Origin of the sequence: Enterobacter sp. MF024 (assembly GCF_005843915.1) — a bacterium.
In the GTDB taxonomy this organism is placed as follows: Bacteria; Pseudomonadota; Gammaproteobacteria; order Enterobacterales; family Enterobacteriaceae; genus Enterobacter; species Enterobacter barmai.
This window is the reverse complement of sequence record NZ_VCBB01000017.1, coordinates 114082-136359: the sequence shown is the minus strand read 5'-3', so window position 1 is coordinate 136359 and position 22278 is coordinate 114082. Positions and strand designations below refer to the sequence as shown.

The window sequence follows — 22278 nt, the reverse complement described above, 5'->3', positions numbered from 1 at the left end:
TTTAAAATCAACGGAGATTAGCATGAAGCCGTCCGTCATTTTGTATAAAGCCCTGCCTGACGCGTTACAGCAGCGCCTTGAAGATCATTTCACCGTAACCCGGGTCAACAACCTGAGCCCGGAGACGGTGCAGCAGCATGCTGAGGCGTTCGCCGGTGCTGTCGGGCTGCTCGGCTCCAGCGAAAAAGTGGATGCCGCGCTGCTGGAGAAGATGCCTGCGCTGCGTGCAACCTCAACCATTTCGGTGGGCTATGACAACTTCGACGTCGATGCGCTGAATGCCCGCAATGTCGTGCTGATGCATACGCCAACCGTACTCACCGAAACCGTGGCGGATACGCTGATGGCGCTGGTGCTCAGCACCGCGCGTCGCATGGTGGAAGTGGCCGAGCGCGTTAAAGCCGGGGAGTGGACCAAAAGCATCGGTCCGGACTGGTTCGGCACCGACGTGCATGGCAAAACGCTGGGTATCGTTGGCATGGGCCGCATCGGCCTGGCGCTGGCCCAGCGCGCCCACTTCGGTTTCAACATGCCGATTCTGTATAACGCGCGCCGCCAGCATAAAGAAGCCGAGGAACGCTTCAACGCACGCCACTGTGACCTGGATACCCTGTTGCAGGAATCTGACTTTGTCTGCCTGATCCTGCCGCTGACAGATGAAACGCACCATATGATCGGCAAAGCGCAGTTTGAGAAGATGAAGAAGTCCGCCATCTTTATTAATGCGGGACGCGGGCCGGTAGTGGATGAGCAGGCGCTGATTGCGGCGCTGAAAAACGGCGAGATCCACGCCGCGGGGCTGGACGTGTTCGAGCAGGAGCCGCTGCCGGCCAGCTCAGAGCTGCTGAAGATGCCTAACGTAGTGGCGCTGCCGCACATTGGCTCTGCCACGCACGAAACACGCTACAACATGGCGGCCTGTGCGGTGGATAACCTGATCGACGCCCTGCAGGGCAAGGTCGATAAAAACTGCGTCAATCCGCAGGCAAAACCCTAAACGAAAAAAACCCGCCAGAGGCGGGTTTTTAAATTCTTTTAGCTGAGTTGGAAGCTTACAGGCTTACAACGTTACCAGCTGCTGGGCCTTTAGCGCCGCTTTCGATGGTGAAGGAAACTTTCTGACCTTCGTCCAGAGATTTGTAGCCATCGTTCTGGATAGCAGAGAAGTGTACGAACACGTCTTTTGAGCCATCGTCAGGAGTGATGAAGCCGAAACCTTTATCAGCGTTGAACCATTTTACCAGACCAGTCATTTTACCAGACATAGAGATTACCTTTTAAAAATTTGTTTTGCCTTCCGGCGCGATGATGGAATGTGTTACAGATTTTTAAGCGATGAAGGAAGGGTCACTACGAAGGGTATCTAAGGATAACGCATCTGGACTGCTTTACTAAACTGCTTTAGGTCTGTGTAACAAACCGACGGGGTGTATTAAGACATAGTTAGCGGATCAAAGACAAGCTTTATTTTCTGAGAAGATAAAAAACCCGCTTTTCAGCGGGGTTTTTATTTATGCAATCTGGACGTCTGACGTTATTCCGTGGCGGCCATCGCCGCGCCCCACGCCTGGCTGAACGCCTGGTGCTGCGCTGCCAGCGGCCCAATCAGCGCATTGTACTGGCTGGCCTGCTGCGAGGTCGGGAACTGAATGCCGTTAGAGACAAAGCTCACCTGGGTGCCTTGCTGCGAAATAAAGTCCGCCACCTGCACCAGCTGCTGCGTGAAGATCTGCGCGGCCGGAATGAGCGGCTGCAACGCATCGGCAGGTTTGGTCACGACCTTGTCATACACTTTGTCGAACACAGGTTTCAGATCGTCACCCTGCTTCAGCGCAGAGTGCGCACCATCAGCCTGCATTTTGGCGTTTTGCAGCTGCTGGCCCAGCACACCCAGTGCGCCGTTTGACTGGCTCAGCGGCTCACGCTGGGTCACATAATCCTGCGGCACGCGAATCGCATTCACGCTGTCCACCACCGGACGCAGACCGGCGTCCATCGCCTGATTCACCTGCTGTGAATAGCCATACAGAATCGCATAGTCGGAAACGAAGGGACCAAACTGTTTTTTCTGATCCGCAGTCAACGTTGGCAAACGCTCGCCGCTGCGCATCGCAGTATTTTGCAGGAAATCGATAAACGCTTTGCGTTGATCGCCTTCCTTATCGAAACACCCACTCAGGCTCACTACCATTAACAACGCCGCAAGCGGCGCAAACCAGCGAGAGCAGGGCTTTCCTGTCGCCATTGTTATTACTCCTTTCACCCAAAAAAGCGCACACCGGCACACGCGTGCCCAACGGTGACAAGAATAGTCCAGGTCAGGCCGGCAAGATACTCTTTTCATGTAAAACGACTATTGCCATATAAATTCTTACGATTTACAAAAAAATACCTGGTGCTATGGCGCTACTGAATAATCAAGTCATTAGCATAGTTAATCGCTTCGAAAAACCCGCCAGCGAAACGTATCTCTGACAATTAATCACGCACGTTACGATCTCCTGTGAGTTTTAGCGACTATTCTTAAATTGCTCTCTATGTTCACGATCCCGCAGTGTGATTTAAGAGGAGTTCTCAATGGAATTAAAAGATCCTATGTTCGATCTGTTAAGCAGTCTGGAGCAGATTGTTTTTAAAGATGTACCGCAGACGGTTGCCCTTAAGCAAAAGTCTAACCCCTTTACGGAATTTGAGCGCTTACGCAAAGGGACAGGGATGAAAACTGATGATTTCGCCCGAGCAATGGGTGTCAGCGTAGCGATGGTTCAGGAGTGGGAATCGAAAAGAGTGAAGCCCTCCATGACCGAGCTGAAGCTGATGAGTCTGATTCAGGCTAACCCGGCACTCCGCAAGCAGTTGACTGAATAGTTTTGATTTAGCCCCCGCATTTGCGGGGGTTTGTGTTTACCGTCTTTCACCGCGCCACTCCCCGTCCAGCCACACCAGTTCATGCGTCAGCTTCAATCCATCCAGAAAAGCCTCGTCATGGGACACCACCAGCAGTGCGCCTGCAAAGCCTGCCAGCGCCGCCTCGATAGCCGTTGTGGAGGCCAGATCCAGGTGATTGGTGGGTTCATCAAGCAGCAGGAGCTGCGTCGCCTCTTCCCGCCACAGCACGCAGGCCAGCGCCGCTTTCAAGCGCTCGCCGCCGCTGAGCGCTGAGAGCGGAAGCGTAACCCGATCGGCACCCAGCTGCAGCTGAGCCAGGCGACTGCGCAGTACCCCCTCCTCCAGCGGCGTGTTATGCAGACTGAGATGGGAGATAATGGATTGCGTCAGATCCAGCTGGGATAAATGCTGGTCGAGGTACGCCACGTTGACCGACACCCGGCAGGAACCGGCGATGGGCTGGCACTCGCCGAGGATCGCTTTCAGCAGGGTAGATTTCCCGCAGCCGTTCGGCCCGCGCAACGCCACCCGCATCGGCCCATCCATGCGCCAGTTGAGCGGCGCCATCGTGACGTGCGGCAGCACCATCTCTTCAAGCACCAGCACCTGCTTGCCTTCCGCTATCTGGCTGCCCGGCAGAGTAAACATCACCGGGTTATCCTCCTCCACCCGATCCCGCGCCTGGTTAACCGCCGCGTTCAGCGCATCCTGCTGATCATGATGCTGTTTGCGCCATGCGCCCGGGCGCTCCTTTGCCGCCCCTTTATATTTGACGCGCTCAAAGGAGGCGATATTGAGCGTATCGACCGTACGCAGGGTTTTCGCCGAACGGCGCAGGCTGTCGTCATGCTCCTTTTGCTGACGTGCGCGGGTGCGTTTACGCTCGGTCGTTGCATGCTCCAGCGCCGCGCGGGCGGCCTGCTGCTCCGCATTCCGCTGGCGCTGATAGTCCGCGTAGTTTCCGCCGTAGCTGTGCAAACCGGACGCGCTGAGTTCCAGAATGCGCGGCACCTGAGTCAGCAACTCACGATCGTGTGACGCGATCAGCACGCCGCCGGTCTGCCGGGCAAGCTGGGCGTAAAACCACGCCCGCCCCTGCCGGTCGAGGTGGTTGGTGGGCTCATCCAGCAAAAGATAATCCGCGTTCGCCGTAAACGCGCCGCACAGCAGGGCGCGAACCCGCTCGCCGCCGCTCAGTTCAGAGGCCAGCCTGTCGGGCTCAAACGCCGGAAGCCCGGCCCTGATAAATGCCTCGCTCAGCCGTTCGGCTAAGTCCCAGTAACCGTCCAGACACTCCAGATCCTCGGGCAGATACTCCCCGCTGTCGATGCGTTTGCGGGCCGCGAAGATAGCCTCGTAGCCAAGCAGTTGCGCCAGCGTGGTGTGCGGGGAGATATCGTGCTGTTGCGCCACATAGCTGTGCGTGCCGAAGCGTTCGATATGGCCGCTGGCGGGTGTGTCCAGACTGGCCAGCAGACGCAGGAGACGGGTCTTGCCGCTGCCGTTACGGCCCACCAGGGCGCACAGCGCCGGCTCAAGTGATAAATTCAGCGGACCAAAAAGGGTATCGCCTGTCGGAAACTGGCAGGTGACCTGATGCAAAATAAAAGAAGGGGACTGCGCAAAATGAGCCATAAGCACTCCTGAATGAAATCAAAAACATCCCCTGCCGACGCGGTGGCGTTTAGCAAGGATCGAAATTCATCAGTCGTGGTTGTTCATTTTTGGGGGGCGCTCCAGGGGGAGAAAGTTAACGGGGACCAGAATAACGGTTTTTTATTGACCGTTTCAACCATAAAAAAACCCGCCGAAGCGGGTTTTAGCATCTGTAGGCCCGTGCAGGCATAGCGCCGCCGGGCATTCGCACCTTACTGCAGCAGCGAAATATCCGCCACGCGCAGGAACAGCTCGCGCAGTTTTTCGAGCATGGAGAGACGGTTAATACGCAGATCTTTATCCTCTACGTTTACCATCACTTTCTCGAAGAAGGCGTCGATAACATCACGCAGCTCGGCCAGTTCCACCAGCGCTTCCTGGTAGCGACCTTCCGCGAAGACCGGCTCCAGCTTGTCGCGCAGCACCACAACCTGCATCGCCAGGGCGATCTCTTCCGGCTCTTTCAGCGTCGCGGCGTTAACGCGCTCGTTCAGCTTCTCATCGGACTTGGCCAGGATGTTGGAGACACGCTTGTTGGCCGCAGCCAGCGCCGATGCCGCTTCCAGGGTACGGAAGTGGGACACCGCCTTCATACGTGCATCGAAGTCTGCCGGACGGGTCGGACGACGCGCCAGAACGGCCTGAATGGTGTCGACGGTATAGCCTTCGTCCTGATACCAGGCACGGAAACGGCCCAGCATAAAGTCGATGACGTCATCCACCACCTTGGCGTTGGTCAGCTTCTCACCGTACAGACGCACCGCTTCTTCAGTCAGGGTCTGCAGATCCAGGTTCAGGTTCTTCTCAACGATGATACGCAGCACGCCCAGCGCAGCACGACGCAGCGCGAACGGGTCTTTATCGCCTTTCGGATGCTGTCCGATACCGAAGATACCCGCCAGGGTGTCCATCTTATCGGCAATCGCCACCGCACAGGCAACCGGGTTGGACGGCAGATCGTCACCGGCAAAGCGCGGCTGATACTGCTCATTCAGGGCCACGGCAACGTCTTCTGCTTCGCCATCGTGACGCGCGTAGTGCATGCCCATCACACCCTGGGTGTCGGTAAATTCGAACACCATGTTGGTCATCAGGTCGCACTTGGAGAGCAGGCCTGCGCGGGTAGCGTGGTTAACGTCAGCGCCGATTTCACGGGCGATCCAGCCGGACAGCTCCGCGATACGATCGGTCTTGTCACGCAGCGTACCCAGCTGTTGCTGGAACAGCACGGTCTGCAGGCGCGGGAGGTGATCTTCCAGGCGCTTTTTACGGTCGGTATTAAAGAAGAACTCCGCATCCGCCAGACGCGGGCGAACCACTTTCTCGTTACCGGAGATGATCTGGATCGGATCTTTGGATTCGATGTTCGCAACGAAGATGAAGTTCGGCAGCAGCTTGCCGTCGTTAGCATAGACCGGGAAGTACTTCTGGTCGCCCTTCATGGTGTGAACCAGCGCTTCGGCCGGAACGGCGAGGAATTTCTCTTCGAACTTCGCGGTCAGGACCACTGGCCACTCTACCAGCGAGGTGACTTCTTCCAGCAGGCTGTCGCTCAGGTCAGCGTTACCGCCAATCTTACGTGCCGCTTCTTCCGCGTCCGCTTTAATACGGGCTTTACGCTGTTCGTAGTCAGCAATGACTTTACCGCGTTCCAGCAGGATTTCAGGGTACTGATCGGCGTTATCGATGGTGAACTCCGGCTCGCCCATAAAGCGGTGGCCGCGGATCACGCGATCGGACGCAACGCCCAGAATGGTGGCAGGAATAACGGTATCGCCCAGCAGCAGGGTCACGGTGTGAACCGGACGCACGAAGTGCACGTCGCTTGCGCCCCAGCGCATCAGTTTTGGAATTGGCAGCTTCGCCAGCGACGTGGCGATCATGTTCGGCAGCAGCGCTTCTGCGCTTTCGCCTTTCACGTGGGCGCGATAGAGCAGCCATTCGCCTTTGTCGGTGGTCAGACGCTCGGCCTGGTCAACGGTGATCCCGCAGCCACGCGCCCAGCCTTCTGCCGCTTTGCTCGGTTTACCTTCAGCGTCAAACGCCTGGGCAATCGCCGGGCCGCGCTTTTCTACTTCGCGATCGGGCTGGGAAGCGGCCAGATTTGCCACTTTCAGCGCCAGACGACGCGGAGCAGCAAACCATTCAATTTTGCCGTGTGCGAGGCCAGCATTGTCCAGCTCCGCGGTGACGTTCGCAGCAAAGGATTCCGCCAGGCTGCGCAGGGCTTTTGGTGGCAGCTCTTCGGTGCCGATTTCCACCAGGAAAGTTTTCTCAGACATGGCCGCCTCTTATTTGTTTCGGTTGCACATCGGGAAGCCAAGGGCTTCACGGGACGCGTAGTAAGCTTCTGCAACGGCTTTGGTCAGGGTACGAATACGCAGAATGTAGCGCTGACGTTCAGTGACAGAGATCGCTTTACGGGCGTCCAGCAGGTTGAAGCTGTGGGCGGCCTTCAGAATACGCTCGTAGGCTGGCAGCGGCAGCGGAGTTTCCAGCGCCAGCAGCTGCTGGGCTTCTTTCTCGTACTGCTCGAAGCAGGTGAACAGGAAGTCCACGTCCGCGTATTCGAAGTTATAGGTGGATTGTTCCACTTCGTTCTGATGGAACACGTCGCCGTAGGTAGTTTTACCCAGCGGGCCGTCGCTCCAGACCAGGTCGTAAACGCTGTCTACGCCCTGAATGTACATGGCCAGACGTTCCAGACCGTAGGTGATTTCACCGGTGATCGGTTTACATTCAAGACCGCCAACCTGCTGGAAGTAGGTGAACTGCGTCACTTCCATACCGTTCAGCCACACTTCCCAACCCAGACCCCAGGCACCCAGCGTCGGGTTTTCCCAGTTATCTTCCACGAAACGAATGTCGTGAATGGTCGGATCCATACCCAGCTCTTTCAGCGACCCGAGGTACAGCTCCTGAATATTGTCCGGAGACGGCTTAATGACCACCTGGAACTGATAGTAGTGCTGTAAGCGGTTCGGGTTTTCACCGTAGCGACCATCGGTCGGGCGGCGGGATGGCTGTACATAGGCGGTTGCCATCGGCTCTGGCCCCAGTGCACGCAGGCTGGTCATCGGGTGTGAGGTGCCGGCGCCCACTTCCATGTCCAATGGTTGAACGATGGTGCAGCCCTGGCGAGCCCAGTAATCCTGTAAGGTCAGGATCAGGCCCTGGAAGGTCTTAGTATCAAACTTTTGCATAGGATTTCGTGCTGGATACGTGTGGTTTTAAATGGAAGGGTTCAGTATACCCGCTGAGTGCAAGATATACAGTACGAAACGGGGTTGTTTAGGGAAAATTGGGAAATAAGCATAGCTGACAGCGCCCTGCAGACGCAGCCAGCTCGTTACGCGGCGCTATTAACGCATCGAAAGGTGTAAAAAATGGCCATCTGCGTCGAAAGAACAGATGAAACTCTCATTGCGGGCAGTAAAGCCCTGCATTTCATAGCTGCCCTGAAACTGCTCGAAGGCGGTGACGTCTATCTTTTGCGCGCCGGTATTGTAGCGCTGCGCCGCCCGATCCTTACACAGCTGTTCCATATCCAGCGAACGCACCGGATTGACTTTTTTGGTTTGCGCTTTTTGCGCCGGGGACGTCTCCTGAGCCGCGCAACCGGCCAGTAACGCCGGAAGCAGAAGCAACATCGCGCGTATCATCATTTATATTACCGCCCTGTGCTGTGGCTGTTATTTTTAACATCTAAACTTTATAGAGTATGGCCCGGCATTCTGCGAATCTCACCGTTCCGGCACAAGCAGGACGATGCAAACTCAGAATTTTCCAACGAGCGTCTGAATCAATAACACGGTCAGACTCTTTTTAATGCGTAAACAGAGGGATGGATGCAGGACAAAATTAACTGGATTGATAATTTGCGGGGGATCGCCTGTTTGATGGTGGTAATGATCCATACCACCACCTGGTACATTACTAATGCCCCGAGCATCAGCCTCGTTAACTGGGATGTTGCCAACGTTCTCAACTCTGCCTCGCGTGTGAGCGTACCGCTGTTTTTCATGATCTCCGGCTATCTCTTTTTTGGCGAGCGGAGCGCACAACCGCGCCACTTTTTACGCATCGGCCTCTGTCTGCTGTTTTACAGCACCGTGGCGTTTCTCTATATCGTGCTGTTCACGTCCATTAACAGCGAGCTGTCGCTGAAATACCTGCTGCAAAAACCGGTGTTCTATCACCTGTGGTTTTTCTTCGCCATTATCGTGATTTACCTGCTCTCCCCGCTGCTGCAGGTAAAAAGCGCGAGCGGCAAAATGCTGTTGGCGCTAATGATCGTTATCGGCATCGTGGCGAATCCCAACACGGTCTCGCAAAAAATTGGCGGATTTGAGTGGCTACCGATCAATCTCTATATCAACGGCGACACCTTTTATTACGTGCTGTACGGCATGCTGGGCCGCGCGCTGGGCATGATGGATACCCGCAGACGCTGGATGAATGTTCTTTGCGCCGCCCTGTTTATTGCCGCGGTCGCCGTTATCTCCCGCGGTACGCTGCACGAACTGCAGTGGCGCGGCACCTTCGCCGATACCTGGTACCTCTACTGCGGTCCGATGGTCTTTATCTGTGCCGTTGCGCTGTTCACGCTGGTGAAAAACACGCTTAATACACGCCCGCTGCCGCTGCTGGGGTTAATTTCACGTAACTCGCTTGGGATCTACGGATTTCATGCGCTGGTGATCCACGCCCTGCGCACCCGTGGCGTGGAGTTAAAAAGCTGGCCGCTGTTAGATATCGTCTGGATCTTCTCGATTACGGTGGCGGTTAGCCTGCTGCTGTCGATGCTGCTGCAGCGGATTGATACGCGCAGGTTTGTCAGTTAGATGCGGCCTGCTTGCCCGGCGGCGCTTCGCTTGCCGGGCCTACAGAACCTTATGGATTGTTTCACGACATCAGTGGCAGAAGCTGCTGATAGATCTTGCGGAACACTTCGCGACGTTCGGCATAGCGAGCATGCCTGACGGGGTCCGGGGTGTGCTGCTGTTCCAGCGCCAGCTGTGGCAACAGCTCTGACAGCGGCTTACCCGGATTCATCGCAATCTGCGCCAGACGTGCAGCTCCCAGCGCAGGCCCGACATCCCCGCCGGTACGGTAATCCAGCTTCTGCCCGCTGATATCCGCGAGCATCTGCCGCCAGTAAGGGCTGCGTGCCCCCCCGCCAATCAGCGTAATGCTGGTCGGCTGTAGCCCGCACTCATGCACCACATCCATGCCATCGGCCAACGCATAGCCCACCCCTTCGAGGACGGCGCGCGCCAGTTCGGCCGGGCCGTGCTGATGGGTTAAGCCAAAAAATACCCCTTTTGCCTGGGGGTTGTTATGCGGCGTGCGCTCGCCGGAAAGATAAGGCAGGAACCAGAGGGTACCCGCGTTTTCATCGGCCTGCTGTGCGGCATCGAGCAGAGCCGGCACGCTCTCTAGCCCGGTCAGCTTAGCCGCCCAGTCCAGACAGGACGCCGCGCTGAGCATCACCGACATCAGATGCCATTTCCCCGGCAACGCATGGCAGAAGCTGTGTACCGCGCTGTCAGGATTACTGCGATAGCCGTCGCTCACGGCGAAATAGACGCCGGAGGTGCCCAGCGAGAGCATCGCCTGTCCGGCATCGGCCATACCCACGCCAACCGCGCCCGCAGCGTTATCTCCGCCACCGGCCACGACCGGAACGGCGGGCATATTCCACTGTTCAGCCACCGACGGCAGCAGCGTACCGGTCTGCTCACAGCCTTCGAACAGCGCGGGCATATGGTCGCGGGTGAGATGGCAGGCTTCGAGCATCGTCTCGCTCCAGTCGCGTTTTGCCACGTCGAGCCACATCGTGCCTGCGGCATCGGACATATCGCTGGCGTACTCGCCGGTGATACGCAGACGCAAATAATCTTTTGGCAGCAGCACCTTCGCTACCTGGCTAAAAATCTCGGGTTCATGACGCTGGACCCACAGCAGTTTCGGGGCGGTAAAGCCCGGCATCATCAGGTTGCCGGTGATCTCACGCGAGGCCGGCACCCGCTCTTCCAGCAGGGCGCACTCTTCAGCGCAGCGGCCATCGTTCCATAGAATCGCCGGGCGCAGGACGCGGTTGTCCTTGTCAAGCAGCGTGGCGCCATGCATTTGTCCGGCAATCCCCAGCGCTTTCACTTCGCGCAGGGAGTGCTGCTCGCCCAGCGCTTTCAGGGCGCGATCCGTGGCCAGCCACCAGGCTTCAGGATCCTGTTCGGACCAGAGCGGATGTGGCCGTGAAACGTGCAGTTTTTCTGTTTGCGTTGCCAGCACCTCGCCCTGTTCATTTAACAGAATGGCTTTCACACCCGACGTGCCAAGATCGATCCCGATATACATGCCCTGGGCTCCTTAAAAAATGTAGGCCGGGCGAGCGAAGCGCCGCCCGGCAATACCTGTCACTTATCAAACAGATAATGATTCACCAGGTTTTCCAGCAGCTCCTGATGACCGCTCTGGTGCTGTGGCGCCAGGTTATGCTGTTCAGCGTACTTCGCCAGCTCGGTAAGCGATAACTGGCCTTTCAAAATTTGCTGGCCCAGCTCACTGTTCCAGCCGCCGTAGCGTTTCGCCACGCGCTTATCCAGCTCGCCATCTTCAATCATGCGGGCCGCCACTTTCAGCGACAGCGCCATGGTGTCCATGGCCCCAATATGACCATAGAAGAGATCGTACTTATCGGTACTCTGACGGCGCACTTTGGCGTCAAAGTTCAGGCCACCGGTGGTAAAGCCGCCCGCTTTGATAATTTCGTACATCACCAGCGCATTCTCTTCCACGCTGACCGGGAACTGGTCGGTATCCCAGCCCAGCTGCGGATCGCCGCGGTTGGCATCCACGGAGCCGAAAATGCCCAGCGCGATAGCGGAGGCGATCTCGTGATGGAACGAGTGGCCAGCCAGGGTCGCGTGGTTGGCTTCGATATTCACTTTGATCTCTTTTTCCAGCCCGAACTGCTTCAGGAAGCCGTACACCGTCGCCACGTCGTAGTCGTACTGATGCTTGGTCGGCTCCTGCGGTTTCGGCTCGATCAGCAGCGTGCCCTGGAAACCGATCTTGTGTTTATGCTCCACCACCATCTGCATGAAGCGGCCAATCTGCTCACGCTCCTGGCGCAAGTCGGTGTTCAGCAGCGTTTCGTAACCTTCACGTCCGCCCCACAGCACGTAGTTTTCACCGCCCAGCTTGTGGGTGGCGTTCATCGCCGTCACCACCTGGGTAGCCGCCCAACTGAACACTTCCGGGTCCGGGTTAGTGGCAGCGCCTGCGCCATAGCGTGGATGGGTAAAGCAGTTGGCGGTACCCCACAGCAGCTTCACGCCGCTCTGCTGCTGTTTTTCGCCCAGCACATCGACCATCTGCGCAAAGTTATTCAGATACTCTTTCAGCGATGCGCCTTCCGGTGAGACGTCCACGTCGTGGAAGCAGTAGTAAGGCACGTTCAGCTTATGGAAGAACTCAAAGGCGACATCCGCTTTACGTTTCGCCAGCTCCAGCGCTTCGCCTGGCTGCTGCCATGGACGGTCGAACGAGCCCACGCCAAACATGTCGGCACCGTTCCAGCAGAAGGTGTGCCAGTAGCAGGCAGCGAAACGCAGGTGATCTTCCATGCGCTTGCCCAGCACCAGCTCGTCCGGGTTGTAATGACGAAACGCTAAAGGATTAGAGGATTTCGGGCCTTCATAACGAACGCGCTCGAGTTGATCGAAATAAGCTTGCATATTGAGCTCCATAATCAGGGGTGCGGCGAAAAGTAGATACTGGAGTAATAGTGAATAGTGATCGCAGGTTGCTCAATTACGTTATTTCACACTGCTATTGAGAGAATGCACAAACGTGCGCTGGCTCGCAAAATCAATTTGCAGACAAACGAATTTCACAGCGCAAATTCCATAATCATGTGTAATTAAGAAGTTATGTAATTTAAAATTCGATCGCGGTCATAAATTCGAAAATAAACCAAATATCATAACGAGAAGATAAAAATCTGTAATTGCCAGCCTGCCGTTCCCCGTTAAGAATTTGCTACGTCTCTTGCAATGATTGTTTCTTTTATCTCAGCAACCTAACCCTACAAAAAGGCAATACAATTATGAAGATAAAGAACCTGTGCCTCACTCTTTGTGCATCGCTGCTGCTGGCGAGTACGGCGAGTCATGCAAAAGAAGTCAAAATCGGCATGGCGATTGATGACCTCCGTCTGGAGCGCTGGCAAAAAGATCGCGATATTTTTGTCAATAAGGCAGAGGCATTAGGTGCAAAAGTTTTTGTACAATCTGCCAACGGCAATGAAGAAACGCAGATGTCGCAAATCGAAAATATGATAAACCGCGGCGTCGATGTGCTGGTTATTATTCCCTATAACGGCCAGGTTTTAAGTAACGTGGTAAAAGAGGCCAAACAAGAAGGCATTAAAGTGCTGGCCTATGACCGCATGATTAATAATGCGGATATCGATTATTATATTTCCTTCGACAATGAAAAAGTCGGTGAATTACAGGCGCAAAGCCTGGTCGCAAAAGTGCCGCAGGGTAATTACTTCCTGATGGGCGGCTCGCCGGTAGATAACAACGCCAAACTCTTCCGCGCCGGACAGATGAAGGTGCTGAAGCCCTATGTTGATGAGGGCAAAATCAAGATCGTTGGCGACCAGTGGGCGGACGGCTGGTTACCTGAAAACGCGTTGAAAATTATGGAAAACGCCTTAACCGCTAACAATAACAAAATCGATGCCGTGGTGGCTTCTAACGATGCAACCGCTGGCGGCGCCATTCAGGCACTCAGCGCCCAGGGGCTGGCCGGAAAAGTGGCGATCTCCGGGCAGGACGCAGACCTGGCCGGGGTGAAACGCATCGTGGCGGGCACCCAGACCATGACCGTGTATAAGCCGATCACCGAACTTGCCACCACCGCGGCGGAAATTGCCGTTGAGCTGGGCAATGGCCAACAGCCTAAAGCAGACGCCAGCTTAAACAATGGCCTGAAGGATGTCCCATCCCGTCTGCTCACCCCTATCGAAGTCAATAAAGAGAACATTGACGCCACCGTTGTGAAAGACGGTTTCCACAAAAAGAGCGAACTGTAATCCATTATCGCCCCCGCTTTGCGGGGGCGCATCGACTTGTACCGTTTTCACCGGGTCATGCGGGGCAGTTATGTCTTATTTACTTGAAATGAAAAGTATCACCAAAGCGTTTGGCGCGGTGAAAGCCGTCGACAACGTCAGCCTGCGCTTAAACCCCGGCGAGATCGTGTCGCTGTGCGGCGAAAATGGCTCGGGCAAATCCACCCTCATGAAGGTGCTGTGCGGCATCTATCCTCACGGCAGCTACGAGGGTGAGATTGTTTTTTCTGGCGAAACGCTGCAGGCCACGCACATTCGCGACACCGAGCGCAAAGGGATCGCCATCATTCATCAGGAGCTGGCGCTGGTGAAGCATCTGACCGTGCTGGAGAATATCTTCCTCGGCGCGGAGATCGCCCGTCATGGCGTGCTGGATTACGACACCATGACCCTGCGCTGTGAAAAGCTGCTGGCGCAGGTGAGCCTGGCGATCTCCCCCGATACCAGGGTGGGCGATTTAGGTCTGGGGCAGCAGCAGCTGGTGGAGATCGCCAAAGCGCTGAATAAGCAGGTGCGCCTGCTGATCCTTGATGAACCGACAGCCTCGCTGACGGAACAGGAAACCGCGGTATTGCTGGACATCATTCGTGACCTGCAACACCACGGGATTGCCTGCATTTATATCTCGCACAAGCTCAACGAAGTAAAAGCGATTTCGGACACGGTGTGCGTCATTCGCGACGGGCAGCATATCGGCACTCGCGAAGCGCAGGGGATGAGCGAGGACGACATTATCACCATGATGGTGGGACGTGAGCTGACCGCGCTCTACCCGAACGAACCCCATACCCTGGGGGAAGAGGTGCTGCGCGTGGAGCATCTTACCGCCTGGCATCCGGTGAACCGCCATATCAAACGGGTGAATGACGTCTCCTTCTCGCTGCATCGCGGGGAGATCCTTGGCGTGGCCGGGCTGGTCGGTGCCGGGCGCACCGAGGCCGTACAGTGCCTGTTCGGCGTCTGGCCCGGTCGCTGGGAAGGCAGCATCTTTATTGATGGCAAGCCGGTTGAGATTAAAAACTGTCAGCAGGCCATTGCCCAGGGGATCGCGATGGTGCCGGAAGACAGGAAAAAAGATGGCATCGTGCCGGTCATGGCGGTGGGCAAAAATATCACCCTTGCCGCCTTAGATCAGTTCAGCGGCAAGCTGAGCAGCCTCGATGACGCTGCGGAACAGCACTGCATTCTGCAGTCTTTACAGCGGCTGAAAGTCAAAACGTCCTCGCCGGAGCTGGCGATTGGGCGTCTGAGCGGCGGTAATCAGCAGAAGGCGATCCTCGCCCGCTGCCTGCTGCTCAACCCGCGCATCCTGATCCTCGATGAACCCACCCGCGGGATCGATATCGGTGCCAAATATGAAATCTATAAGCTGATCAACCAGCTGGTCCAGCAGGGTATCGCCGTGATTGTCATCTCCTCGGAGCTGCCCGAAGTGCTGGGTCTGAGCGACCGGGTACTGGTGATGCACGAAGGAAAACTGAAAGCCAACCTGATAAACCAGAACCTGACGCAGGAACAGGTGATGGAAGCCGCACTAAGGAGCGAACGCCATGTCGAAAAGCAACCCCTCTGAGTTAAAGGTTACGGCACCCGCGCCGGGCCTGTTTTCCGGGCTGAAATCGCTCAATCTGCAGGTATTCGTCATGATTGCCGCCATTGTGGCGATCATGCTGTTCTTCACCTGGATGACCGATGGCTCTTACCTCAGCGCGCGTAACGTCTCCAACCTGCTGCGCCAGACCGCCATTACCGGCATTCTGGCGGTCGGGATGGTGTTTGTGATTATCTCTGCGGAAATCGACCTCTCCGTGGGCTCGATGATGGGCTTGCTTGGCGGCGTGGCGGCGATTTTCGACGTCTGGCTGGCCTGGCCGCTACCGCTGACTATCGTAGTCACCTTGCTGCTTGGTTTACTGCTCGGCACCTGGAACGGCTGGTGGGTGGCCTACCGCAAGGTGCCGTCGTTTATCGTCACGCTGGCGGGGATGCTGGCCTTCCGCGGCATCCTGATCGGCATCACCAACGGTACCACCGTCTCTCCTACCAGCGCATCCATGTCGCAGATTGGTCAGAGTTATCTCTCCGGCGGCGTCGGTTTTACCCTGGGCGCGATTGGCCTGATGGCATTTGTCGCCTGGCAGTGGCGCGGCAGACTGCGCCGTCAGACGTTAGGCTTAGCGACTACACCGTCCACCTCTGTCGTCGGGCGTCAGGCGTTAACGGCGATAATTGTCCTCGGCGCGATCTGGCTGCTGAATGACTACCGTGGCGTGCCGACCCCGGTACTGCTGCTGGTTCTGCTGCTGCTGGCGGGAATGTTTATGGCTACCCGCACCGCCTTTGGTCGTCGGATCTATGCCATTGGGGGCAACCTCGAAGCCGCACGTCTGTCCGGTATCAATGTTGAACGCACCAAGCTGGCTGTCTTTGCTATCAATGGCCTGATGGTTGCCGTGGCGGGTCTGATCTTAAGCTCGCGTCTGGGTGCGGGTTCACCGTCTGCCGGGAATATTGCCGAACTCGACGCCATCGCCGCCTGCGTCATCGGCGGAACCAGTCTTGCCGGGGGGATCGGCAGCGTCGCCGGGGCGGTCATGGGAGCATTTATAATGGCGTCGCTGGATAACGGAATGAGTATGATGGACGTCCCGACATTCTGGCAATATATCGTCAAGGGTGCCATTTTGCTGCTGGCGGTATGGATGGATTCCGCAACCAAACGGCGCGCCTGAGGATGCCCTATCATCTGTCACTGATTCTGGAAAAATAGCGCCATGTTTGAGAAGCGTCACCGCATTACGTTGTTATTCAATGCCAACAAAGCTTACGACCGTCAGGTAGTCGAAGGCGTTGGAGAATATTTGCAGGCGTCGCAATCCGAGTGGGATATTTTCGTCGAAGAAGATTTCCGCACGCGAATCGAAAATATCAAAGACTGGCTGGGTGACGGCGTCATTGCGGATTTTGACGACGCCGTTATCCAGCAAATGCTGGTCGATGTCGACGTCCCCATCGTCGGCGTCGGCGGCTCTTACCATAAGCCGGATAACTACCCTGCCGTTCACTATATCGCGACCGACAACCATGCCTTGGTAGAGAGCGCGTTTCTTCATCTCAAAGAAAAAGGGGTTCACCGCTTCGCCTTTTATGGTCTCCCCGCTTCCAGCGGTAAACGCTGGGCTGCGGAACGGGAGTATGCCTTCTGCCAGCTGGTGGCAAAGGAGAAGTATCGCGGCGTGGTTTATCAGGGGCTGGAAACGGCACCGGAAAACTGGCAACACGCGCAGAACCGTCTCGCCGACTGGCTGCAAACCCTGCCGCCGCAGACCGGTATTATCGCCGTGACCGATGCCCGTGCCCGTCACGTGCTGCAGGTATGCGAACATCTGCATATCCCGGTGCCGGAAAAGTTGTGCGTCATTGGGATCGATAATGAAGAGCTCACCCGCTACCTGTCACGCGTGGCGCTGTCGTCCGTAGCCCAGGGAACACGTCAGATGGGCTATCAGGCAGCCAAGCTGCTGCACCGACTGCTGGATAACGAAAATCTGCCCCTGCAGCGTCTGCTGGTGCCGCCGGTCCGCGTTGTGGAGCGGCGCTCAACCGATTACCGTTCGCTGAACGATCCGGCCGTCATTCAGGCGATGCATTACATTCGTAACCACGCCTGCAAAGGCATCAAAGTGGATCAGGTGCTGGATGCGGTAGGCATTTCTCGTTCAAACCTGGAGAAGCGCTTTAAAGAAGAGGTGGGGGAGACGATTCATGCGGTTATTCATGCGGAGAAACTGGAGAAAGCCCGCAGCCTGCTGATTTCGACGTCGCTGTCTATTAACGAGATTTCGCAGATGTGCGGTTATCCATCGCTGCAATATTTCTATTCGGTGTTTAAAAAAGAGTATGACACCACGCCGAAAGAGTATCGCGACCGCTACAGTGAAGTGCTGATATAAAAAAAGGCCTTCCGGATGGAAGGCCTTTTTTACGATTACATATGTGCGGCAATTAAGCGCTGGTTATCCTGGTACATCGCAAACAGATAGTTGTTATAGCGCTGGCCCTGGGTTGAGTAACCTTTCAGCTTATGGATCATGTTGCTCGCCGTCACTTCCTGGTCTGCTTTACGCAGCTGCGCACGAGACTTACGGAAGGATTTGTAAGCGGGGTGCGTGTTCAGGTTCACAACATACGCATTCACGGAATCTTTTACCGATTCAAACTGTGAGTAGCCTTTCACTTTGCCCGGCGCATTGTTACAACGGCCTTTCGCACATTTCATGCCGAAGAGGTTGTTATTACTGCGGGCGAGCTTCGAGGTACCCCAGCCACTTTCGGCTGCAGCCATCGTTGCGACCATGCTGCCTGGAATAATATCTACGCGCTCTAACAGTGAGTTCCACGGCACACGACGCGTGTTTCCGTTCCAGCTCACCTTATAGCGTTTTGATATTTCTTTCAGACGCGTGCGTTCTGATGGCGACCAGCGGCTATCGTACTGTTTGGAGATCAACCAGTTACGATCCGCAGTAATCGCGGCATTTTGACTTGTTATGTAAGGCATTACCGTCCGGAGAAACGCTTTTTTCCTTGGTGTCCCGGAAGGGTATTTTCGCAAATCAGGAAGTGAACTACTCTTTGCACTATTGCGAGAATACTCTTGTTTACTGCTAACCTTACTACTTGTCGTCTTTATGACGTGGGCTTTCTTACTCGTTGTATCCGTGTGCGTCTTCGCAAGCACCTCACCAGAAATTGCCATGGTGAGTAACATGAGTATCGCGGCCCCATATCGTCGAATGGGAGTCGATATCATTAGGTCTCCTGGTCGGATAGAAACATTCCAACACCTTATTTTTTTCGTAAAATGAGAGGCGAATCTCAGATCCTAGCAAAAATAGTCGAGAAGAGCATCCAAAGAAATAGTCCAAATCCGAAACCCTGTCACCTGAAATTCGCTCGCTTAAGCATCATTTTCATCAAAATGTGCTCAATATCGCAGTTAATCTGCGTATTTAGCGTGAGATCACTCACCCTCTTTGCTCCTCCCTGCGCGTTAGCGCCAGGGGATGAGTTTGCCCACTAAAATAGATGGCAAACTGAGCAAAATGCTGTGACAGGAAAATGGTATGAAACGTTCTGCTCTCGCTCTTCTGTTCTTGCCTGCAATAGCCAGCGCCGACTGGTCCGCCCCGGGTTTTCCGGCCTTTACCGCTGAAGGTTCGGGGATTTTCACGTCACAGGCAAAGCTGACGAAGGGTACCCGGCCGCTCACGCTGAATCTTGACAAGGCGTGCTGGCAGCCCACAAACGCCATTAAACTCAACGAGATGATGTCCCTGAAGCCGTGCGAAGGCGATCCGGTGCAGTGGCGCATTTTCCGCGATGGTGATTATCAGGCACGGATTGATACCCGTTCCGGCACGCCAACGCTGATGTTGACCGTCGCCAGCACAAGCGAAAAAGCGGTGACCTCGGTGGTTCGCCAGTGCCCCAAATGGGATGGCAAACCCTTAACGCTCGACGTCGGCAATACCTTCCCGGAAGGGAGCGTGGTGCGGGATTTCTACAGCAAACAGACCGCCACCGTGCAGCAGGGAAAAATCACCCTGCAACCTGCACCGGGCAGCAACGGCCTGCTGTTACTCGAGCGTGCAGAGACAGACAAGCCTGCCCCGTTCAGCTGGCAAAACGCCACCGTCTATTTTGTCCTTACCGACCGGTTTGAGAATGGCGACCCGTCTAACGACAACAGCTATGGACGCCATAAGGACGGCATGCAGGAGATCGGCACCTTCCATGGCGGCGATCTGAAAGGGCTCACCAGCAAGCTGGATTACCTGCAACAGCTCGGGGTTAACGCCCTGTGGATCAGCTCCCCGCTGGAGCAGATCCACGGCTGGGTCGGCGGCGGCACAAAGGGGGATTTCCCCCATTACGCCTATCACGGTTACTACACCCAGGACTGGACCCGGCTCGATGCCAACATGGGTACGGAAGAGGACTTGCGCCAGCTGGTGGATGAAGCCCATCGCCGGGGGATCCGTATCCTGTTTGACGTGGTGATGAACCACACCGGTTATGCAACGCTGGCAGACATGCAGGAGTATCAGTTCGGTGCCCTCTATCTGCAGGGCGACGAGCTGAAGAAAACCCTCGGTGAACGCTGGACCGACTGGAAACCAACCGCCGGACAGAGCTGGCACAGCTTTAACGACTACATCAACTTCAGCGATAAAGCGGGCTGGGAAAAGTGGTGGGGCAAGAAGTGGGTGCGCACCGACATTGGCGATTACGACAACCCCGGCTTTGACGATCTGACCATGTCGCTGGCCTTCCTGCCGGATCTGAAAACGGAATCCACCACCCCATCGGGCCTGCCGAATTTCTATCGTCATAAACCTGATACCGGTGCAAAAGCCATCGACGGCTACACGCCCCGGGATTACCTCACCCACTGGCTGAGCCAATGGGTGCGTGAATACGGTATTGACGGTTTCCGGGTCGATACCGCGAAGCACGTTGAGCTGGCCGGCTGGCAGCAGCTGAAGGATCAGGCCAGTGAGGCGCTAAAGGCATGGAAAGCGGCCAACCCGGATAAAAAACTCGACGATGCGCCGTTCTGGATGACCGGTGAATCCTGGGGGCACGGGGTAATGCAGAGCGATTACTACCGTCATGGCTTCGATGCGATGATCAATTTTGATTATCAGGAGCAGGCGGCCAAAGCGGTGGATTGCCTGTCCAGTATGGACCTCACCTGGCAGCAGATGGCAGAGAAGCTGCAGAGCTTTAACGTCCTGAGCTACCTCTCCTCCCACGATACCCGCCTGTTCCGCGAGGGCGACCAGCGTGCGGCCGAACTGCTGTTGCTGGCGCCGGGTAGTGTGCAGATCTATTACGGGGATGAATCAGCAAGACCCTTTGGCCCAACGGGCTCCGACCCCTTACAGGGTACGCGCTCGGACATGAACTGGCAGGATATCAGCGGTTCGCAGGCAGAAACCGTCGCCCACTGGCAAAGGCTCGGCCAGTTCCGGGCCCGCCATCCGGCGGTGGGCGCAGGCACGCAAACCACGCTGACGATGCCGCAGGGCTACGGCTTTGTGCGTGAGCATCAGGGCGATAAGGTGATGGTGGTGTGGGCGGGCAATCGCTGATCGTCATCGATAACCCCCTCTACCATCAGGAGAGGGGGTTGCAGGATAATTCGCTACCTGATGGCAAACTGGCAACACAAAGCCACCCTTCTTCGTTTCGACGCTGATTTGCACCCGCGCAGTTGTAGCGTTATGGTGAGCCACACTTAGAATAGGCTCGACAGAACACCTGCTATGACTTTTTCACTTTTCGGCGACAAATTCACCCGCCATTCAGGCATCACCCGCCTGATGGAGGATCTCAACGACGGGCTGCGCACACCGGGCGCCATCATGCTCGGCGGCGGTAACCCGGCACAAATCCCCGAGATGAACGCCTATTTTCAGACGCTCCTCGCGGATATGCTGGAAAATGGCAAAGCCACTGATGCGCTGTGCAATTACGACGGCCCGCAGGGTAAAACCGAGCTGCTCGCCACGCTGGCGGAGATGCTGCGCGACACCCTCGGCTGGGAGATCGAACCACAGAACATTGCACTGACAAACGGCAGCCAGAGCGCGTTTTTCTACTTATTTAACCTCTTCGCGGGCCGACGCGCCGACGGCACCACCAAAAAGGTGCTGTTCCCGCTGACGCCGGAGTACATCGGCTATGCCGATTCCGGCCTGGAGGACGATCTTTTCGTCTCCGCGCGTCCGAACATTGAGCTGCTGCCGGAAGGCCAGTTCAAGTATCACGTCGATTTTGAGCATCTGCATATTGGCGAAGAGACCGGGATGATCTGCGTCTCGCGCCCAACCAACCCGACCGGCAACGTCATCACCGATGAAGAGCTGATCAAGCTGGATGCGCTGGCGAACCAGCACGGTATTCCGCTGGTGATTGATAACGCCTATGGCGTGCCTTTCCCGGGCATCATCTTCAGCGAAGCGCGCCCGCTGTGGAACCCGAACATTGTGTTGTGCATGAGCCTGTCCAAGCTGGGGCTGCCGGGCAGTCGCTGCGGGATCATCATCGCCAACGAGAAAATCATCACCGCCATCACCAATATGAACGGCATCATCAGCCTCTCCCCTGGCGGAATTGGTCCGGCAATGATGTGCGAGATGATTAAGCGCAACGACCTGCTGCGCCTGTCCAACGAGGTGATTAAGCCGTTCTATTATCAGCGCGTCCACGAGACCATCGCGACCATTCGCCGCTATCTGCCGGAAGAGCGCTGCCTGATCCACAAACCCGAAGGGGCGATTTTCCTCTGGCTGTGGTTTAAGGATCTACCCATCACCACCGAGCTGCTGTACCAGCGCCTGAAAAAGCGTGGGGTATTGATGGTGCCGGGAGATTACTTCTTCCCGGGCCTGGATAAGCCGTGGCCGCACACTCACCAGTGCATGCGCATGAATTACGTGCCAGACCCGGAGAAAATCGAAGCCGGCGTGAAGATCCTCGCAGAAGAGATCGACATCGCCTGGCGGGAAAATGGTCAGTAG

18 protein-coding genes are annotated in these 22278 nt (G+C 56.1%); 9 read left to right on the top strand and 9 right to left on the bottom strand.

Features of this window, described 5'->3' with window-relative positions; all coding sequences use genetic code 11:
* The first annotated feature begins 22 nt into the window (after window positions 1-22).
* Window positions 23-997, top strand: a complete 975-nt coding sequence (gene ghrB / locus FFB58_RS20440) for a glyoxylate/hydroxypyruvate reductase GhrB (protein WP_138370862.1) — start codon at window positions 23-25, stop codon at window positions 995-997.
* A 55-nt stretch (window positions 998-1052) separates the two neighbouring features.
* Here ghrB and cspA read toward each other — a convergent pair whose 3' ends face one another.
* Together cspA and FFB58_RS20430 are read right to left on the bottom strand one after the other, a co-directional pair.
* On the bottom strand, window positions 1053-1265 hold the full coding sequence (gene cspA, locus FFB58_RS20435; protein WP_032615822.1) for an RNA chaperone/antiterminator CspA: 213 nt from the start codon (window positions 1263-1265) through the stop codon (window positions 1053-1055).
* A gap of 269 nt (window positions 1266-1534) precedes the next feature.
* The gene (locus tag FFB58_RS20430) at window positions 1535-2245 is read right to left on the bottom strand and encodes a DUF3053 domain-containing protein (protein ID WP_039031142.1); all 711 of its coding nucleotides are present in this window, start codon (window positions 2243-2245) and stop codon (window positions 1535-1537) included.
* Between the two features lie 332 nt (window positions 2246-2577).
* On the opposite strand from FFB58_RS20430, the gene FFB58_RS20425 reads away from it, so the two are divergent.
* Window positions 2578-2868, top strand: a complete 291-nt coding sequence (locus FFB58_RS20425; protein WP_039031143.1) for an HTH-type transcriptional regulator — start codon at window positions 2578-2580, stop codon at window positions 2866-2868.
* 36 nt (window positions 2869-2904) lie between these two features.
* Here the strand turns inward: FFB58_RS20425 and FFB58_RS20420 are convergent, their stop codons facing one another.
* From FFB58_RS20420 to FFB58_RS20405, 4 genes are all read right to left on the bottom strand, one after another.
* On the bottom strand, window positions 2905-4524 hold the full coding sequence (locus tag FFB58_RS20420; RefSeq protein WP_138370861.1) for an ATP-binding cassette domain-containing protein: 1620 nt from the start codon (window positions 4522-4524) through the stop codon (window positions 2905-2907).
* Between the two features lie 233 nt (window positions 4525-4757).
* Complete coding sequence (gene glyS, locus FFB58_RS20415; protein ID WP_138370860.1) at window positions 4758-6827, bottom strand: glycine--tRNA ligase subunit beta; 2070 nt, start codon at window positions 6825-6827, stop codon at window positions 4758-4760.
* A 9-nt stretch (window positions 6828-6836) separates the two neighbouring features.
* A complete protein-coding gene (glyQ, locus tag FFB58_RS20410; RefSeq protein ID WP_003860141.1) occupies window positions 6837-7748 on the bottom strand; it encodes a glycine--tRNA ligase subunit alpha in 912 nt (303 codons plus the stop codon).
* 159 nt (window positions 7749-7907) lie between these two features.
* Complete coding sequence (locus FFB58_RS20405; protein ID WP_138370859.1) at window positions 7908-8210, bottom strand: YsaB family lipoprotein; 303 nt, start codon at window positions 8208-8210, stop codon at window positions 7908-7910.
* Between the two features lie 183 nt (window positions 8211-8393).
* On the opposite strand from FFB58_RS20405, the gene FFB58_RS20400 reads away from it, so the two are divergent.
* The gene (locus FFB58_RS20400) at window positions 8394-9389 is read left to right on the top strand and encodes an acyltransferase (protein WP_138370858.1); all 996 of its coding nucleotides are present in this window, start codon (window positions 8394-8396) and stop codon (window positions 9387-9389) included.
* Window positions 9390-9450: 61 nt separating this feature from the next.
* Here the strand turns inward: FFB58_RS20400 and xylB are convergent, their stop codons facing one another.
* Window positions 9451-10905, bottom strand: coding sequence for a xylulokinase (gene xylB, locus FFB58_RS20395; RefSeq protein WP_138370857.1), 1455 nt, complete (start codon window positions 10903-10905; stop codon window positions 9451-9453).
* Between the two features lie 59 nt (window positions 10906-10964).
* Window positions 10965-12287, bottom strand: a complete 1323-nt coding sequence (gene xylA, locus FFB58_RS20390; RefSeq protein ID WP_138370856.1) for a xylose isomerase — start codon at window positions 12285-12287, stop codon at window positions 10965-10967.
* Window positions 12288-12658: 371 nt separating this feature from the next.
* Here xylA and xylF point away from each other — a divergent pair, with 371 nt between their 5' ends.
* From xylF to xylR, 4 genes are all read left to right on the top strand, one after another.
* On the top strand, window positions 12659-13651 hold the full coding sequence (gene xylF / locus FFB58_RS20385) for a D-xylose ABC transporter substrate-binding protein (protein ID WP_039031150.1): 993 nt from the start codon (window positions 12659-12661) through the stop codon (window positions 13649-13651).
* A 70-nt stretch (window positions 13652-13721) separates the two neighbouring features.
* Complete coding sequence (locus FFB58_RS20380) at window positions 13722-15263, top strand: xylose ABC transporter ATP-binding protein (RefSeq protein WP_138370855.1); 1542 nt, start codon at window positions 13722-13724, stop codon at window positions 15261-15263.
* Window positions 15241-16422: a xylose ABC transporter permease XylH gene (gene xylH / locus FFB58_RS20375; protein ID WP_138370854.1), complete on the top strand. Its 1182-nt coding sequence runs from the start codon at window positions 15241-15243 to the stop codon at window positions 16420-16422. Before FFB58_RS20380 ends, xylH begins: the two co-directional genes overlap by 23 nt.
* Window positions 16423-16464: 42 nt before the next feature.
* Window positions 16465-17643 carry a D-xylose utilization transcriptional activator XylR gene (gene xylR, locus FFB58_RS20370; RefSeq protein WP_039031153.1) on the top strand — a complete coding sequence of 393 codons (1179 nt, stop codon included), beginning with the start codon at window positions 16465-16467 and terminating at the stop codon, window positions 17641-17643.
* Between the two features lie 35 nt (window positions 17644-17678).
* On the opposite strand, the gene FFB58_RS20365 is transcribed toward xylR, so the two are convergent.
* Window positions 17679-18503 carry a protein bax gene (locus FFB58_RS20365; RefSeq protein WP_072036702.1) on the bottom strand — a complete coding sequence of 275 codons (825 nt, stop codon included), beginning with the start codon at window positions 18501-18503 and terminating at the stop codon, window positions 17679-17681.
* Between the two features lie 313 nt (window positions 18504-18816).
* Here FFB58_RS20365 and FFB58_RS20360 point away from each other — a divergent pair, with 313 nt between their 5' ends.
* Window positions 18817-20847, top strand: a complete 2031-nt coding sequence (locus tag FFB58_RS20360) for an alpha-amylase (RefSeq protein ID WP_138370853.1) — start codon at window positions 18817-18819, stop codon at window positions 20845-20847.
* Between the two features lie 174 nt (window positions 20848-21021).
* Window positions 21022-22278: a valine--pyruvate transaminase gene (gene avtA, locus FFB58_RS20355; protein ID WP_138370852.1), complete on the top strand. Its 1257-nt coding sequence runs from the start codon at window positions 21022-21024 to the stop codon at window positions 22276-22278.

Bases quoted from the DNA above. Each gene is read 5' to 3' on its own strand.
- FFB58_RS20360 (WP_138370853.1), top strand. From the start codon at position 18,817: ATGAAACGTTCTGCTCTCGCTCTTCTGTTCTTGCCTGCAATAGCCAGC.
- glyS (WP_138370860.1), bottom strand. From the start codon at position 6,827: ATGTCTGAGAAAACTTTCCTGGTGGAAATCGGCACCGAAGAGCTGCCA.
- glyQ (WP_003860141.1), bottom strand. From the start codon at position 7,748: ATGCAAAAGTTTGATACTAAGACCTTCCAGGGCCTGATCCTGACCTTA.
- avtA (WP_138370852.1), top strand. From the start codon at position 21,022: ATGACTTTTTCACTTTTCGGCGACAAATTCACCCGCCATTCAGGCATC.
- xylH (WP_138370854.1), top strand. From the start codon at position 15,241: ATGTCGAAAAGCAACCCCTCTGAGTTAAAGGTTACGGCACCCGCGCCG.
- xylF (WP_039031150.1), top strand. From the start codon at position 12,659: ATGAAGATAAAGAACCTGTGCCTCACTCTTTGTGCATCGCTGCTGCTG.
- xylR (WP_039031153.1), top strand. From the start codon at position 16,465: ATGTTTGAGAAGCGTCACCGCATTACGTTGTTATTCAATGCCAACAAA.
- FFB58_RS20430 (WP_039031142.1), bottom strand. From the start codon at position 2,245: ATGGCGACAGGAAAGCCCTGCTCTCGCTGGTTTGCGCCGCTTGCGGCG.
- FFB58_RS20365 (WP_072036702.1), bottom strand. From the start codon at position 18,503: ATGATATCGACTCCCATTCGACGATATGGGGCCGCGATACTCATGTTA.
- xylA (WP_138370856.1), bottom strand. From the start codon at position 12,287: ATGCAAGCTTATTTCGATCAACTCGAGCGCGTTCGTTATGAAGGCCCG.
- FFB58_RS20380 (WP_138370855.1), top strand. From the start codon at position 13,722: ATGTCTTATTTACTTGAAATGAAAAGTATCACCAAAGCGTTTGGCGCG.
- ghrB (WP_138370862.1), top strand. From the start codon at position 23: ATGAAGCCGTCCGTCATTTTGTATAAAGCCCTGCCTGACGCGTTACAG.
- cspA (WP_032615822.1), bottom strand. From the start codon at position 1,265: ATGTCTGGTAAAATGACTGGTCTGGTAAAATGGTTCAACGCTGATAAA.
- FFB58_RS20405 (WP_138370859.1), bottom strand. From the start codon at position 8,210: ATGATGATACGCGCGATGTTGCTTCTGCTTCCGGCGTTACTGGCCGGT.
- FFB58_RS20400 (WP_138370858.1), top strand. From the start codon at position 8,394: ATGCAGGACAAAATTAACTGGATTGATAATTTGCGGGGGATCGCCTGT.
- FFB58_RS20425 (WP_039031143.1), top strand. From the start codon at position 2,578: ATGGAATTAAAAGATCCTATGTTCGATCTGTTAAGCAGTCTGGAGCAG.
- FFB58_RS20420 (WP_138370861.1), bottom strand. From the start codon at position 4,524: ATGGCTCATTTTGCGCAGTCCCCTTCTTTTATTTTGCATCAGGTCACC.
- xylB (WP_138370857.1), bottom strand. From the start codon at position 10,905: ATGTATATCGGGATCGATCTTGGCACGTCGGGTGTGAAAGCCATTCTG.